17 protein-coding genes are annotated in these 16,222 nt (G+C 39.1%); 13 read left to right on the forward strand and 4 right to left on the reverse strand.

What is annotated here, in order from left to right; genetic code table 11:
• Nucleotides 1–5: 5 nt before the first annotated feature.
• Both rlmA and QPX86_RS08960 read left to right on the forward strand, forming a co-directional pair.
• The gene (gene rlmA, locus QPX86_RS08955) at nt 6–893 is read left to right on the forward strand and encodes a 23S rRNA (guanine(745)-N(1))-methyltransferase (protein WP_285164966.1); all 888 of its coding nucleotides are present in this window, start codon (nt 6–8) and stop codon (nt 891–893) included.
• A 278-nt stretch (nt 894–1,171) separates the two neighbouring features.
• A complete protein-coding gene (locus QPX86_RS08960; RefSeq protein WP_012155714.1) occupies nt 1,172–1,378 on the forward strand; it encodes a cold-shock protein in 207 nt (68 codons plus the stop codon).
• Nucleotides 1,379–1,935: 557 nt separating this feature from the next.
• Here the strand turns inward: QPX86_RS08960 and QPX86_RS08965 are convergent.
• The 4 genes from QPX86_RS08965 to QPX86_RS08980 all read right to left on the reverse strand — a co-directional run bounded on the left by QPX86_RS08965 (nt 1,936) and on the right by QPX86_RS08980 (nt 5,358).
• Nucleotides 1,936–2,838 (reverse strand): ABC transporter ATP-binding protein, encoded by a 903-nt coding sequence (locus QPX86_RS08965; RefSeq protein ID WP_285164967.1) that lies wholly within the window; start codon nt 2,836–2,838, stop codon nt 1,936–1,938.
• Nucleotides 2,835–3,668 carry an ABC transporter permease gene (locus QPX86_RS08970; RefSeq protein ID WP_285164968.1) on the reverse strand — a complete coding sequence of 278 codons (834 nt, stop codon included), beginning with the start codon at nt 3,666–3,668 and terminating at the stop codon, nt 2,835–2,837. The genes QPX86_RS08965 and QPX86_RS08970 overlap by 4 nt, the downstream gene beginning before the upstream one ends.
• A gap of 109 nt (nt 3,669–3,777) precedes the next feature.
• A complete protein-coding gene (locus tag QPX86_RS08975; protein WP_220754188.1) occupies nt 3,778–4,446 on the reverse strand; it encodes a YceH family protein in 669 nt (222 codons plus the stop codon).
• 78 nt (nt 4,447–4,524) lie between these two features.
• Entirely contained in the window at nt 4,525–5,358 is an 834-nt protein-coding gene (locus QPX86_RS08980) for a CvfB family protein (RefSeq protein WP_285164969.1), read from the reverse strand.
• 580 nt (nt 5,359–5,938) lie between these two features.
• On the opposite strand from QPX86_RS08980, the gene speE reads away from it, so the two are divergent.
• The 11 genes from speE to QPX86_RS09035 all read left to right on the forward strand — a co-directional run bounded on the left by speE (nt 5,939) and on the right by QPX86_RS09035 (nt 16,144).
• Nucleotides 5,939–6,817, forward strand: a complete 879-nt coding sequence (gene speE / locus QPX86_RS08985; protein WP_220754186.1) for a polyamine aminopropyltransferase — start codon at nt 5,939–5,941, stop codon at nt 6,815–6,817.
• Between the two features lie 26 nt (nt 6,818–6,843).
• Complete coding sequence (speA, locus tag QPX86_RS08990) at nt 6,844–8,757, forward strand: biosynthetic arginine decarboxylase (RefSeq protein ID WP_285164970.1); 1,914 nt, start codon at nt 6,844–6,846, stop codon at nt 8,755–8,757.
• 53 nt (nt 8,758–8,810) lie between these two features.
• Nucleotides 8,811–9,740, forward strand: a complete 930-nt coding sequence (locus tag QPX86_RS08995; RefSeq protein WP_285164971.1) for an adenosylmethionine decarboxylase — start codon at nt 8,811–8,813, stop codon at nt 9,738–9,740.
• A gap of 31 nt (nt 9,741–9,771) precedes the next feature.
• Nucleotides 9,772–10,704: an agmatinase gene (gene speB, locus QPX86_RS09000; RefSeq protein WP_220754183.1), complete on the forward strand. Its 933-nt coding sequence runs from the start codon at nt 9,772–9,774 to the stop codon at nt 10,702–10,704.
• Between the two features lie 156 nt (nt 10,705–10,860).
• A complete protein-coding gene (gene pdxH, locus QPX86_RS09005) occupies nt 10,861–11,499 on the forward strand; it encodes a pyridoxamine 5'-phosphate oxidase (RefSeq protein WP_220754182.1) in 639 nt (212 codons plus the stop codon).
• A gap of 45 nt (nt 11,500–11,544) precedes the next feature.
• A complete protein-coding gene (locus QPX86_RS09010; RefSeq protein WP_285164972.1) occupies nt 11,545–11,994 on the forward strand; it encodes a YaiI/YqxD family protein in 450 nt (149 codons plus the stop codon).
• A gap of 133 nt (nt 11,995–12,127) precedes the next feature.
• Nucleotides 12,128–12,718, forward strand: a complete 591-nt coding sequence (locus QPX86_RS09015; RefSeq protein ID WP_220754180.1) for a YceI family protein — start codon at nt 12,128–12,130, stop codon at nt 12,716–12,718.
• Nucleotides 12,719–12,797: 79 nt separating this feature from the next.
• Nucleotides 12,798–13,148 (forward strand): DUF3802 family protein, encoded by a 351-nt coding sequence (locus QPX86_RS09020; protein WP_220754179.1) that lies wholly within the window; start codon nt 12,798–12,800, stop codon nt 13,146–13,148.
• Nucleotides 13,149–13,194: 46 nt separating this feature from the next.
• Nucleotides 13,195–14,073, forward strand: coding sequence for a putative ATP-dependent zinc protease (locus QPX86_RS09025; protein ID WP_220754178.1), 879 nt, complete (start codon nt 13,195–13,197; stop codon nt 14,071–14,073).
• A 347-nt stretch (nt 14,074–14,420) separates the two neighbouring features.
• Nucleotides 14,421–15,308, forward strand: coding sequence for a UTP--glucose-1-phosphate uridylyltransferase GalU (gene galU, locus QPX86_RS09030; RefSeq protein WP_285164973.1), 888 nt, complete (start codon nt 14,421–14,423; stop codon nt 15,306–15,308).
• A 137-nt stretch (nt 15,309–15,445) separates the two neighbouring features.
• A complete protein-coding gene (locus QPX86_RS09035; protein ID WP_285164974.1) occupies nt 15,446–16,144 on the forward strand; it encodes a pseudouridine synthase in 699 nt (232 codons plus the stop codon).
• Nucleotides 16,145–16,222 lie beyond the last annotated feature (78 nt).

Genomic DNA, 16,222 nt, shown 5'->3' on the forward strand with positions numbered 1-16,222 from the left:
ATTTGATGCAATATATTTGTCCTATATGCCGTACTTCTTTGTCACTTAATGCTAAGTCTTGGCAGTGTGAGAATCGTCATCAGTTTGATTGTGCAAAAGAAGGCTATGTCAATTTGCTACCGGTTCAAAAGAAAAATTCAAAAGATCCTGGTGATAATAAAACCATGATGTTTGCGAGACGGGAGTTTTTAAATAAAGGTTATTATCAAAAACTCAGTGATAGAGTCAACGAACTCGCGATTCAATTCAGTTATTCAGAGGCTGAAACCACACAGCAAAGAATTTTAGATATTGGCTGCGGTGAGGGCTATTACAGTCATCGTTTATTCAAAGCAATTATGGATAACGCTACGGCAAAGGGTCATGTTACCGTTGGTACAAGTGCCGATGAACGGTCTGGACAGGGAATTGGATGTCACTTGCAAGGATTAGATATTTCTAAATCAGCGATTAAATACGCCTCTAAACGATATTCTGAATTAGATTTTTGTGTTGCGAGTGCATATGAAATGCCATTTGCCGATGGTTTGTTCGACTTGTCCATGCGTATTTATGCGCCTTCTAAACTTGAAGAATTGCAAAGAGTGATCAAAAAAGGCGGCATTTTAATTACGGTTTCGCCTGGTCCAATGCATCATTTTGCCATGAAAAAAATCATCTACAGTGAACCTAAACCCCATGATGAGCCAAAAGCTGAGCTTGAGGGCTTTAATTGTTTGCATCAAGAAAGATTACAGTACCCATTAGAGTTATCAGACCCTATTGATATTGAAAACTTTTTAAATATGACACCGTATGCATGGAAACTAACTCAAGAGCAAAAAGCCCAAATTGCAGATCAAGGACTTAGCTGCGAATTAGACTTTAGTATTGAAATTCATCAACGTAATTGATTTGTCATCTAAATTTGCTATTTTACTTTTTGAATCTGATATTTAGTTTTTAGTTGTTATCTCATTCGCGAATTTTAAGCGTGGTAATAACTAATTGAATTAAAATGTTGATGTTAGTTGACATCCCCGTAGAAAGGTTCATAATCTATCGGGCTTGAAGGTTGGGCTTAGTTTATGTGTTTCAATACGACCAGTTTCGTCCTGTGAACATAAGTAAAACCGGCATTTTCAGCTCTACCGCCGTTAAGGCTTTATTTTTTATATACAGGATTTATATCATGTCTCAAGTTACTGGTGTTGTTAAGTGGTTCAACTCTGACAAAGGTTTCGGATTTATCGAGCAAGAGTCTGGTCCAGACGTATTCGTTCACTTCCGTGCTATCAACTCAGACGGTTTCAAAACTCTTGACGAAGGTCAAAAAGTTCAGTTCACTGTTACTCAAGGTCAGAAAGGACCTCAAGCTGAGAACGTAACTGTAGTTTAATTATTCCTAGCTTCGGCTAGATAATTAAATAAAACTGTAGTCTTTGACTACAGTTTTTTTTTGCCTTTAAAAAAGTTTCGATAAATACTTTAGTAAAACCTCTACCAACTCCTGCAGCTGTTCTGTCGTCCAATAACGCTCCATAAATTTAAAGTACTCCGCTTAATAAAGCCTATACTGTGGTGTTTCCTACTATACGACGCTGAATCGGGTTACATGCCATGCTTATAAGGGGTAGTTATATGTGTTAGTTACGTGCGGTGGTTATAAGAAATAGGCACTATCTGGTTAAAGCTCCCTATAAAAAAATCAGCTAAAGTTAAAACTATATATAGAGTTGGCTTAAGGTTTTTCAATTAAAGGGCGGAGGCGGCATTAGTTGAGAGTCATTGAGCACTATTTATTTGTTAGCTTGCTATAGGCTTAGCCTGCTTAGTATCACGTTTATTCAATAGAAAATCCCAATAAAAAGCCCAGTAATAATACTGGGCCTTTAAACATTCTCTAACTTTCATGTCGAAACCATCTATCGTTGAACACTAGATAGCGAGCAACATTTAGTTGGAGAATAAGGTTTCTTCTAAACTTCTGCCTTTCATAATGGCTTTATATTGCCAGCCTTGTTCGCTAAATAACGCAAGCAGTGACGATTCCAGATTAAAGCTATGATCAATGTGATGTTCAATAATGATTTGTTCGTCATTATTAATTTTAACATTGATGATTTTCGGCATGCTTTTCACTTTATCACTGAGTAATTGAATATCAGATTGCTGCATAGTGAGGGTTAAGAAGGCTGTTTCAGCATCAGCTTTCATTGAAACGGATTGTTGCAGCTGGCCTTGCTCAAGATATAACACCTGATCACAAAGTTTTTCTAACTCTTCTAAGTTATGTGAGCTAATGACAAAAGTAGTAGTAGCGGATAAATCCTTTACGATTTGACGGATCTTTTTGGCGTTAGCTGGGTCGAGGCCTGCTGTAGGCTCATCCAACAATACTAATTTAGGTGAGCCCATCAACGCCTGAGCAATAGAAACACGCTTGCTCATACCATGGCTTAAGCTTTTGGGAAGCATTAAAGCTGACGAGGTCAGATCGACTAAATCTAAAACTCTTAAAGCCTCTTGTTTTGCTTGTTTGCCCGTCATACCTTGCAACTTTCCAAAAAAGGTCAGTTGCGACACTATGGTAAAGTTTGGATCGAGCGCTGCATCTTGAGGTAAAGCTGATACTAAATTTTGTAGTTTTTGACTGCCAGGCTGTTCACCCAAAATGGTAATGTCACCGGCACTTGGATGAATATAACCACACAACAAACTAAATAGGGTGGTTTTACCTGCACCGTTAGGTCCCACAAGAGCAATAGGTGCACCAGTATCTAAAGATAAATTAATATTAGATAACGCAGCTTTGGCGCCGTATTGCTTCGATACGCCTTCACAAGTAATTAGCTTCATAGTGCACTCCGTTGCATGTAAATACGACCTGCAATTAATACTGCGAGCGTTTGAATCAAAGGAATGGGAGCGTAAATCAACGAGCCTAAGCCTTGGGTATTTATCATCAGAGATAATTGCGAACCAGGCAGCACCCAGCTTAAAAATGACATTGCGGGTATTTGGCTATTAATGAGCATAATTAAAATACCACTAACTGCCCACAGAATGACTGCATAAATACTCGCTTGTCTAGCACTGTTGGCATACCAAGATAATACTGCCATTACCGCGGTATAAGGCAGTAATGCGATAAACACATTAATGAACACAGAAAAGCCACTTAATAGTGCATCAGCAAATAAGCTGGCATCTCGACTCAGTACCATTAGGATCGTGGCGATAATTGTCAGTAATAGTAAACAAGATTGAATCAGCATCTGACCTAAGAAGCGGCCAAAGAAAATACTATCGCGACTGACTCTTAATGTCAGAAACCTGAATGAACCACGGTGTTTATCTGAACTAAATTGGTCGGCGGTAATAAAGATGCTAAACATGGGGAACACATAAAGTGCAATACACCAAAAGACAGCAAACTCGGCGACTTTCCAGCTAAAAAGCTGGCTTAACGCATCTGGCCCATATATGCCTTGGACCAACTCTTTAAATCCTGGTTCTAGCATGTATACCGATGCACTTTGCACTGGATATAGCAAGATAATTGCCCAAAGGAGCGAGAATGCGATTAACGCCGCAATCCCTTTAGTATTGGTAAATCGCTTACTCAGTTCGTAACTGGCAATCAGCCAAGTCTGACGAAGTGAGGAAGAGCGAGGAGATGAGTCCATAAATAAAAAATATCCTTGAGAAAACGATGATGTGTCCGCCATCATACTTGATAGCGGACTCGATGAAGATTAATTTTTGTTAAGTCTGTGTTAACTTGAACATTAATGGTTAATCAAGAAGTTGTTCAAGCTCAGATAAACGCTGGGTTAAATCACTGACTTGAGCTTCTAGTGTATCAACTCGCTCAAGTAATGCATTCGTTGCCTCATTATTCACTGATTTACTTATCGGAGCGGCGCTGACTTCAAATTGAGTACTACCTTGCTCGAGAAATTGTTTATCTGAAAATAGTTGCGCATAACGGCTATCCCGACGGTTAGCTTCACGGGGTAATTGTACCACTAGAGGTTCATCGCGAGACGCTAAAGATTGTAATGCGGCTTCAACTTGCTGCGGACTATCAAATTCATGTAATCGATTGCAGCGTGTTTTCAATTCACCAGGGGTCTGTGGGCCACGAAGTAACAATACAATAAGCACTGCAAGTTGCTCACTAGAAAACTGAAGATCACTAAATTCGGTGTTACAAAAACGATGTTTGTATTTGACGACTCGACTGCCAAACCCTGTTTGCTCACTGATCAGTCTTTTCTTGGTGAGATCATCTATGAGTGATTGTGTTTCTTGGTCAGTGAGACTCATAACGGGTTCACGGCTACTTTTTTGATTACACGCCATGGTTAAGGAATTGATTGAAAGAGGGTATTGCTCGGGGGTAGTAATTTCTTTTTCTAATAAACAGCCGATAATACGGGCTTCTTGATTGCTAAGTTCCATAAATTACTCCAAATAAAAAAGCATGGTTTGTTATAACAGAACCATGCTTTTTATCAAATAATTCAGGCTGGATGCAGTTTATTTAAGCAATTTGATGCCATCGTCTTGGATACTAATTTGTCCACCTTTGAATAAGCCACCAATACTTCGCTTGAAAGCTTTTTTACTCATGGCCAATTGATCATAAATAATAGCTGAGTCAGTCTTGTCATTCAGTGGCAAGAAGCCACCTGCACGGTGTAATTTGTTGATGATGGTTTCAGCATTTCTGTCTAAGTTCTTTTGATCGGCTTTTTGTAAAATCAAATCCACTTTGCCATCATCACGAACTTGTTTGATGTAACCTTTAATAGATTGACCGAAACTCAAACGCTGGAAAACTTCATTTTGGAACAATACGCCCCAATGAGCGTTATTGATAATGGCTTTAAAGCCTAAATCTGTGCTGCCACCAATGACTAAGTCGACTTCTTGTCCTGCTTCGTAATCAGCTGGCGTCTTATCTAAAAACTTATCGACTTTTGATGAAGCCATAATACGTTCATCTACATGGTTAGCATGAACATAAACTAGGTATGACTTACCTTCTTCGATGCTTCTATGTTGCTCACCGAAAGGAAGTAATAAATCTTTATCTAAGCCCCAATCTAAAAAAGCGCCAAAAGGACCTGTCGCGATTGCTTTTAAATAAGCGAACTCACCGACTTGAGCGTAAGGTTTTTGGGTCGTCGCAATAACAATATCTTCAGAATCAAGATAAAGAAATACATCAACCATATCGCCAACTTGGCAGTTTTTAGGGACGAACTTATTAGGTAGTAATACTTGACCTAGTTCTTGCGCATTCACATAAATGCCAAAACTGACTTGTTTAACGACTTCTAGGGAGTGACTCTTTCCGATTTGTATCATTTGCGGCTCTATTTAACTAAAGATAAGGAGAAAACTGGGTAATTATATACGCAATATCGATGCTTGTAACTGTGCTTATTTCTGCGTTTGATACTTGAGATAATAATCTCAAGCTTAAAAGCTTAGTTTGAAAATGGCTAGGTTAATAAACTATCTCAATTGAGCACAAATTATTTGCCAGAACTGTCTGGTTTTTAACAAAAAAAACATAACATTGCTGTTGCAGTTAAATAATGAATTAAATTTATACTAAAATTGCTTTTTCATCCTTGCATTATCACGGTTTGCAGGGTTTAATTGCGCCGCTTTTTTAATTGAACCAACGAATCCTAATATTCGTGATTTTAGATAAAAAGAACAGATTATATAGTTGGGTAGTGAGTGACCCCTTGCTTTTATGAAGTAAGGTTACAGATACCCGATTAAAACCATAGAAGCATTGATTGAATTCTGTCTAAATAGCATTGGCTCGAATAATGAGTTTGACTATAAAAAAACAGTACAAGCTTAATGATTCACGTTTTTAACTTACATCTACGCTGTGACGGTCATCGAATTTATGGCAGCGTTGGACTTTGGCATGCTAAACAAATCAAATATTTATTACGAAACATTGCATACCGGCTACGGTCAGTATTTTGAAGTTGAACAAGTTCTGTTTGAACAAAAAACAGAGCAGTGGCATTTAAGTATTTTTGAAAATACTAATTTTGGCCGAGTAATGGCACTTAATGGCGCTATTCAAACAACTGAAAAAGATGAATTTGTTTATCATGAAATGATGACTCACGTACCTATCCTTGCGCATGGCAGTGCTAAAAAAGTACTTATCATCGGTGGTGGTGACGGTGGAATGCTACGACAGGTATTAAAACATCAATCTATAGAGCAGGTTACTATGGTTGAAATCGATGCTAATGTAGTTGAAATGTGTAAAACCTATTTCCCTCAACATTCACAAGGTGCATTTGAAGATGCACGTGTTAATTTAGTGATTGATGATGGGATGCATTTTATTGAACATTGCCAGCAGCAGTTTGATGTGATTATTTCTGACTGCACCGATCCTGTGGGGCCTGGTGAAGTGTTGTTCAGCTCGGCATTTTATGAAAATTGCACTCGCAGTTTAACAGACAATGGTATTTTTGTCGCTCAAAATGGGGTGGCATTTATGCAACCCCAAGAGCTGCAAGATACAGTAAGGCGCATGAGTCCTTATGTAAAAGACTGCTGGTTTTATAATGCTGCAGTACCTACATATATTGGTGGCACAATGGCTTTTGCATGGGCGACTAATGATTTAACGGCTCGCGAGCAAGATTTAACGACATTAAAGCAACGTTTTGAACAGGCTAATATCAGCACTCGTTACTATACGCCTGCTTTACACATGGCAAGCTTTGCATTGCCTGCATTTGTTGAAAGTGCAGTAAAAGACGCTCAAAGCGTTTCTGCATAATCGGCTGAATAGACGGAATGAAGAATATGAAAGATTGGTCTATCGAAAACGCACGTTCTAGCTATAACGTAACGCATTGGAGCCAACAATACTTTGGCATTGATGATAGTGGTGAAGTCACAGTGACCCCAGACCCAAGTAAGCCAGATTGCACTATTGGCTTAAATGAGCTTGCCAAAGATATGGTTAAAGCCGGCGTTGCTTTACCTGTGCTTGTGCGCTTCCCGCAGATTTTACATCGCAGAGTCGAAAACCTTTGTGATGCATTTAATGAAGCTATTCAGAAGTACGAATATCAGAACGATTACTTATTGGTTTACCCAATAAAAGTAAATCAACAACAAACGGTTGTTGAAGAGATTTTAGCAAGTCAAAAGTCTAAAGAAGTCCCGCAGTTGGGCTTAGAGGCAGGTAGTAAGCCTGAATTGATGGCCGTTCTTGCCATGGCTCAAAAAGCCAGTTCAGTGATTGTTTGTAACGGTTATAAAGACAAAGAATATGTACGCTTAGCTTTGATTGGTGAAAAACTTGGCCATAAAGTCTATATCGTTATTGAGAAGATTTCTGAGTTAAAACTGATTCTTCAAGAGTCTGAAAAGTTAGGCGTTACACCACGTTTAGGCCTTCGTACTCGCCTTGCATTTCAGGGTAAGGGGAAATGGCAAGCAAGTGGTGGCGAGAAGTCAAAGTTTGGCTTATCAGCAGCGCAGGTTTTAAAAGTCCTTAACGAGTTAAAAGAGCTCGACATGATGAGTTCTTTGCAATTAATTCATTTCCACTTAGGGTCGCAAATCGCCAATATTCGCGATATTCGCCAAGGTGTAAGTGAAGCTGGGCGCTTTTACTGTGAGTTACGCAAGTTAGGGGCATTGATTGATACGTTTGATGTTGGTGGCGGCTTAGCCGTAGATTACGACGGCACGCGAAGCCAAAGCAATAACTCAATGAATTATGGCTTAACTGAATACGCTAATAACATTGTCAGCGTGTTGAGTGATATTTGTAATGAATATGAGCAACCAATGCCGCGGATTATTTCTGAGTCTGGTCGTCATTTAACCGCTCACCATGCGGTATTAATTACCGATGTGATTGGCACTGAATCTTATAAACCAGAAGACATTCAGCCACCTGAAGAAGATGCGCCACAACTATTACACAACATGTGGGAGTCGTGGACGGATATGAGTGAACGTCCAGATAATCGCGCGATTATTGAGATTTATCATGACACTCAAAGTGATATTGCTGAAGCGCATTCGTTGTTCTCTGTAGGCCAATTGACCTTGATGCAACGTGCTTGGGCTGAGCAAACCAATTTACGAGTTTGCTATGCATTAAAAAGCTTATTAAGTAATAACAACCGATTCCATCGACCTATTATTGATGAGTTAAATGAGAAGTTAGCGGATAAGTTTTTTGTCAACTTTTCATTGTTCCAATCAATTCCAGATGCATGGGGGATTGATCAAGTTTTCCCAGTGTTGCCGTTAAGTGGTTTGGACAAACCGCCTGAAAGACGAGCTGTTATGCTGGATATCACTTGTGATTCTGATGGTATTGTTGACCAGTACGTTGATGGACAAGGTATCGAAACCACGTTGCCAGTGCCAGCTTGGACTCCAGAGAGCCCTTATTTAATCGGCTTTTTCATGGTTGGTGCTTACCAAGAGATCTTGGGTGATATGCATAACTTGTTTGGTGACACTAATTCAGCCGTCGTCCGTGTTGAAGAAAACGGTTTACCTAATATTGAATCAGTATTAGCTGGTGATACGGTTGCCGATGTACTTCGTTATGTAAACTTAGATGCTGTGGCATTTATGCGAACCTATGAAGAATTGGTGAATCAGCATATTGCTGAAGAAGAAAGAACCTCGATTTTGGAAGAGTTACAGTTAGGTCTAAAGGGTTACACCTATTTAGAAGATTTCTCGTAAAAAGTGTGTCAGCAGAGCCACATGAGTGGCTCCGCGTTTTTAGGTTTTGAAATATGTTTTTTGAAGGTTCGGAAAAAAAGATTGAAGTCATACTCGCTGACTCATCTAAAAAACTTCGCAGTTTTGGTCAACCCTTTTGGGCTGATATTGTGGCTTGCGCTAACGCTGAAATTCTCTCGTCAATCAGTAATGAATATTGCGACGCTTATTTATTGAGTGAATCGAGTTTATTTGTGTGGGATGACCGTTTTGTCATGCTTACCTGTGGCACAACCACACTTGCTGATGCGGTGATGTCGTTTATTGCTCATGTCGGTGAAGAAGCTATAGGCTTTGCCAGTTATCAGCGTAAGAACGAATATTTATCTCACCTGCAGTCGAGTTCGTTTCAAGATGATTTGAAAAAAATTCGTCAAACTATTACGGGTAATGCGTATCGCATTGGTCATTTAGACTCGCACCATCATTATATGTTCAGTTCTAAAAAGCCATTTATAGCCCCAGTAACGGACGTGACGAATGAGCTATTGATGTACCACATTAATGGTGAAGCAGCAGATTATTTGCGTGGTGTGAATCAATCTTCCCAAGGGATCCGTGATTTATTAGCACTATCAGAGTTATTCCCTGACTTTATTGTGGATGATTTTTTGTTTGAACCGTTTGGTTACTCAATAAACGGCATTAAAGGGCTGGAGTACTTTACGATTCATATTACCCCTCAAGAAAAAAGTTCTTATGTGAGCTTAGAAACTAACGTGAACTTAACTAATCACCCAGTCGATATTTACTCAAGATTATTAAGTAGCCTAAACCCTGGAAGTTGGGATGTCATTGGTTTTAATTCACCTAAAAACACTGAAGGGTTCCCTGCACATTTGTGTTTAGGCAGCTGCTCGCTTGCAACTGAACAAGGGTACGATGTCAACTTTAGTCATTATCAGCAACTTTGTCATGAAGTACTGATACCAGAATATTTGTAGTTATTGGCGTTCAGCCTTTACGGAGATTTTTATGAGCACTTTTGCTGAAAAAGCAGATTATTCATTGTATTCCAATGCATTTGGTTACTTACGTCAGCCACTTAACTTTAAGCCGATAGAAACAGACGCTGATGTAGTTGTGATTGGTTTGCCATTTGATATGGCGACAACAGGTCGCTCAGGTGGTCGTATGGGGCCTGATGCTATCCGCCGCGCTTCTGTTAACCTTGCTTGGGAAGAAACCCGCTGGCCGTGGGATTTCTCCATCAGCGAAACCATCAATATTGTCGATGCTGGCGATTTAGTGTTTGATTGCGGGGATCAAGAAGATTTCACTACAAGACTAGAAGGCTTTGCTACTCGAATCCTTGATAGTGACAAAGCATTATTAAGTTTTGGAGGCGATCACTTTGTCACTTTGCCATTACTGCGCGCACATTATAAAAAATACGGCAAAATGGCGTTATTACATTTTGACGCCCACACAGACACTTACAGTCAGGGCAGCAAGTATGATCATGGAACCATGTTTTTCCATGCGCCAAATGAAGGCCTAATAGCACCAGAAAACTCGATTCAGGTGGGTATTCGCACAGAATACAATACTGCAGAGCATGCTTTTAAAGTCATTGATGCCGCAACAGCCAATGATTTAACCGCGGCGCAAATTGTTGAGCAAATTAAAGCCCGTGTCGGTGATATGCCATTATACGTGACCTTTGACATTGATTGTTTAGACCCTGCTTATGCGCCAGGTACAGGCACGCCAGTATGCGGCGGTTTAACCAGTGATAAAGCCATGAAAATCATCCGTGGTCTTCGTGGGATGAATATCGTGGGTATGGATGTAGTTGAAGTCGCTCCAGCTTACGATTCTGCAGATATTACAGCGCTTGCAGGTGCTACCTTAGGTCTTGAGTTGCTACACGTGTGGGCGGAAGGCAAAGGCTTAGTTAAAAAGTAATTTTAGCTGTGAGCTTTTAATAAAAAACCAACGATTATCGTTGGTTTTTTTATACCTTCTTTTTGCAATTAGCGCTTATAAGCATAATTATCAGCGATGTCATGATCATATATCAGTAACTGTGAGTATAATGACAGTAATTGAAGAGGTATCTAAATGAATGATTTAACTGATATCCGCCGTGAATATACTCAAGGTGGATTGCGACGAAATGATTTACCAAATAATCCAATGGACTTATTTACATTATGGATTGAGCAGGCAAAACAAGCTGAATTAACTGATCCAACCGCGATGTGTGTTGCCACTGTCGATGAGCATGGTCAGCCGTTCCAACGTATAGTACTCCTGAAAAAGTTTGATGATGACGGTTTTGTTTTTTTTACAAACTTAGAAAGCCGAAAAGCCACCCAGTTGGCAAACAATGCTAAAACCAGTTTATTGTTTCCTTGGCACCCTTTAGAAAGGCAAGTTGCCGTCACTGGCGAAGCTGAGCCATTATCTATGATAGAAGTGACTAAATACTTTATGAGCCGCCCAAAGGACAGCCAAATAGCTGCATGGGTATCGAAGCAGTCGAGCAAAATAAGTGCTCGCCAAGCTCTAGAAGGCAAGTTTAATGAAATGAAAAGCAAATTTGCTAAAGGTGAAGTGCCATTACCGAAATTTTGGGGTGGTTACCGAATAAAGGCCGAAAGCATTGAGTTTTGGCAAGGTGGTGAGCGTAGACTTCATGACCGCTTTATATATCAAAAAGCACCATCTGGTTGGAATATTGATCGTTTAGCGCCGTAATTGCATTGATTATATCGCTACAACACAAAGCTATTGAGAATATGAATGAGTAAAACAATTTGGGTCGATGCTGATGCATGTCCAAACCCTGTAAAAGAAATGCTATTTCGCGCAGCTGATAGAAAATCCATACCATTAGTTTTGGTGGCGAATCAGCTTATTCGTGTGCCTGCTTCACCGAACATCTCAGTTGTTCGAGTGAGCTCAGGATTTGATGAAGCCGATAATTATATTGTGGAGCAGTTACATAGTGGTGACTTAGTGATAACCGGTGATATCCCATTAGCCTCTGACGCTATTGAAAAGGGCGCGATGGTCTTTAACCCTCGTGGTGATATTTATACTACTGATAATATAAAGCAGCGTTTAACTATGCGTGACTTTATGGAAGAGTTAAGAAATAGTGGTGTGCATACCGCAGGACCTAATAGCTTTTCACAAGCGGACAAACATGCGTTTGCTCAAGCGCTTGATAAATGGCTAAGTCGTTTATAGCTGTTGTAGTAATTTAATGTTTAGCTGATACTCAGTTGCCATAAAGGATAATTAACTCGAAGTGGGGATAGTCTCCGAGTTAATAAATTTTAATCTATAATTTAACTGTTTTTATTCACAAAAGGGATTAATGATGAAAAAATGGCTCGCAGTATTACCTATAGCGTTACTGTCTACTTCTTTATTATCTTCAGCTGTTTTTGCAGCCGATTGGCAAGTTAAGCAGGGACACTCAAAAGTCAGTTTTATATCAGTGAAAAAAGGCGACATTGCTGAAGTTCATGACTTTAAGAAAGTAAGTGGCAGTTTAACCCCAGAAGGAGCGTTTAATTTATCGATTGATTTAGTGAGCGTCGATACCGGTGTTGAAATTCGTGATGAGCGAATGCAGACAATGCTTTTTGAGGTAGCTAAATTTCCCGAGTTAACGTTATCAGCGGTCGTTAACCCTAAGTTATTGGCAGATTTGAGCGTGGGTTCAACGTTAGTTACTCAAATTGATGGCACCATTGATTTGCACGGTAAAAGTCGGTTAAAAACATTTGATGTGCTAGTGGCAAAATTATCGGATAAAAAAATGGTGGTAAGCAGTATGTCGCCAGTGATTATTCAAGCCAACGACTTTGATTTAGTAGAAGGTGTGAATAAGCTCCGAGAAGTAGCTGGTTTAAGTAGCATTAGTTTAGCGGTTCCAGTGTCTTTTGTGCTTACTTTGTCGCAATAGAACAGTGTGTTAAGCATATTAAATTAGAAAATTCACAAGTGGCTTTTGTCAATCAAAAGCCACCTAATTAGGGGACATAATGGTCACTGATAAAGATGGCTATATTCATTTAATTCAATATCTAACTGAACATCTTGGCCTATTTGAAGCTTCTGAAGATAACAGCATTAATAGCCAAACGGTTATGGAATTATTTGAAGATCAACTATCAGCTCAAATAATTATGGTTTGTGGTCAAAACCCAAATTTATCTTTCGCACAGCGTAATAAAGTCATCCGAGAGATTGATGCCATTGTGTATGATTTGGAAGAGATTTTAGCAAGTGTTGCCAGTCATAATGCGACACCAGAGCAAAGTGTCTTTATCACTGAATTTTCTGGGTTAATCAAAAACTTATTCGATAAAGAAATCGAACAAATTCTTAGATAAACTTCCTTCTAAACACCTTCATTCATTTTATTTTTAGGATTATTGCATGTTCAAAACAATCGTTACTGCCACCTTATTCAGCTGCATTTCATTTTCGAGTATTGCTGCTGAAAAAGAAGTGTTAGGCCAAACTGAAATGATGTCTGTCAGTGCAAATGGAATTGTATTTGAAGCGAGAATGGATACGGGTGCAGTAAACTCATCTCTACACGCATTAGATATTAAAGTAGAAGGCGGTAGTGCTAAAAAAATGAAAGATAACATTGGTAAAAATGTATCTTTTACTACTTTCAATGAAAAAGGTGACAAAGAAACTGTTACTGCGGAAATTATCGGTACTTCCACTGTAAGTAATTCTCAAGGCACTGAAACCCGTTATGCAGTTAAATTGCCCATCACTTTCGGTGACAGCACCCGTAAAGTGAAAGTTAATTTGAAAAATAGAACCACAATGGACTACAAGTTACTTATTGGTCGTAACTGGCTTAAAGGCAAATATGTTGTTGATGTGTCTGAAAAGAAGTTTATCGGACCAACCGCAGGGATAAGCATTGTGGAGTCAGGGTTAATATTTGATACCCGCATCGATACTGGCGCGGTTGAAAACTCTTTGCATGCAGTGAATTTGCGAATTAATGATGAAGATAAAGCCAACATGGAAAACAATGTTGGTAAAGACGTCACGTTCACAACCATGAACGAAAAAGGCGAAACAGTTGACGTCACAGCCCGTATCCATAGCACATCGTTAATTCGTAATGCACAAGGTAGTGAAATCCGTTATATGGTGACATTGACCATTGGTGAGCCTGGCGAAGAGTTTAAAGTTGATGTGAACCTGCGTGATCGCAGTAAAATGACCTACAAATTACTCATCGGACGTAATTGGTTGCAGGGACATTATATTGTAGATGTGAACATGTAGTTCACTAATACTAATGAAATTAAGAAAACCGCATTATTGCGGTTTTTTTCATTTTAGTCGTCATTTACATAACGGCTAGGCTGGTTTAATGTCGATTTTTCACAAGCATGTGATGGTGTTAAAAATTTGAATAAACTCAGCTCTTTCCAATTAGACTGAATATTCATCAATATGAGTGTTATTAAAACTGTATTTATTCGAGAAAATTGAATCAAGGTATTTCGAGTGTAGGTTAATTTAACTTTTGTGAATTTTGTTTTTGTTATCAACATACAAGCTGCTATTCTTGAAAGTAGTTTGCGTGAATGATCATGCTGAAAGGCGCCGTTAGGGCTAATGGAGTTTATATGAAAGTTGTTATACCAGTCGCGGGTTTAGGTACAAGGATGTTACCAGCGACAAAAGCAATCCCGAAAGAAATGTTGCCTATTGTTGATAAACCGCTTATTCAGTACATTGTTGATGAATGTGTTAGTGCTGGTATTACTGAAATTGTTTTAGTAACTCATGCAAGTAAGAATGCCATTGAAAATCATTTCGATAAATCATATGAGCTCGAATCTACTTTAGAGCAGCGTGTTAAGCGTCAGTTATTACATGAAGTACAATCTATATGCCCTAAAAATGTCACTATCATGCAAGTTCGCCAAGGTGAAGCGAAAGGCTTAGGTCATGCAATTTTATGTGCGAAGCCTTGCATAGGCGATAGCCCTTTTGCTGTAGTGCTTCCGGATGTGATTTTAGATGGTCACACAGCTGATCAACGTACTGAAAACTTATCTACTATGATTAGCCGATACAATGAAACAGGTGCCAGCCAAATCATGGTGGCGCCAGTGGATGAAAAAGATGTGAACAAATACGGTATTGCAGATTGTAATGGCGAAACTATTTTGCCTGGTTTCTCTTCAGCTATTGTTAAGATGGTGGAAAAACCTAAAGTAGAAGAGGCTCCTTCAAATCTTGCTGTAGTGGGCCGCTATGTTCTTTCTGAAAAAATTTGGGGCTTATTAGCTAAAACACCACCAGGAGCAGGCAATGAAATTCAATTAACTGATGCTATCGATATGTTGATTGAGTCAGACTCTGTTGAAGCCTTTAATATGTCAGGTAAGTCCCATGACTGCGGTGATAAATTAGGCTATATGAAAGCGTTTGTTGAGTACGGCTTACGAGACCCTAAATTAGGCGCCGATTTTTTAAAAGAAATTAAAAAATCATTAGCTGAATTTTAGAAAAGTAAAATTGATGATGTAAGCTCAGTCTGGGCTTAATTTCAATATTATATTTACTTAAACGAACACATAACAAGGGTGGCTTAATTGCCATCTTTTTATTACCATTCTCGGCTTATCGATTGTTTAAGGCTGAAATGACAGAATTTATTGCCCCACCTTGTAAAGAACAAATTTCAATTCTATATCAGGATGAGTATATCTTGCTGATCAATAAGCCAAGTGGCTTATTGAGTTTATCTGGTAAAAATCCATTAAATAAAGATTCTGTTCACTTCAGACTTGTCCAAGATTTTCCCACTGCTACTTTAGTGCATCGATTAGATTTTGGCACGTCAGGTATCATGCTGGTGGCGCTTAATAAATCGGTCAATGGCTTATTAACCAAACAGTTTCAAGAAAAAACGATTGTTAAGTACTATCATGCGACTTTGTATGGGCATGCTTCAAAAGCATTGGAAGATTCCGCTGTGATAAATGCAGCTATTAGCAAAGATACTGAAAATTTTCCTTTTATGAAAATCTGTCCTGAAACTGGCAAAACAGCCTTATCTGAAATTGAAATCATTGAACGAACGTATTTACAGGCGTTTGCTGATGGCAAATCTAACTTAACTCCTGTCACTAGGGTGAGATTTAAACCGATTACTGGGCGAACACATCAATTAAGAATTCACAGTCAGTATATTGGTCATCCTATTCTGGGCTGCGATTTATATTGCAATGAGGACTCACAGACGCTCGCACCAAGACTGTTACTTCATGCAAGTAACTTAAGCTTTACCCATCCAGTGACATTTGAGCCTTTTGAAATCAAGTGCGAAGTGCCGTTTTAATTGCTAAAAATATGATTGTAGTAAATTAAAAGCCCGTTACTTGTTTAAGTAACGGGCTTTATTGTTTTACTAAGCGGC

This window comes from Shewanella goraebulensis, assembly GCF_030252245.1.
Lineage (GTDB): Bacteria > Pseudomonadota > Gammaproteobacteria > Enterobacterales > Shewanellaceae > Shewanella > Shewanella goraebulensis.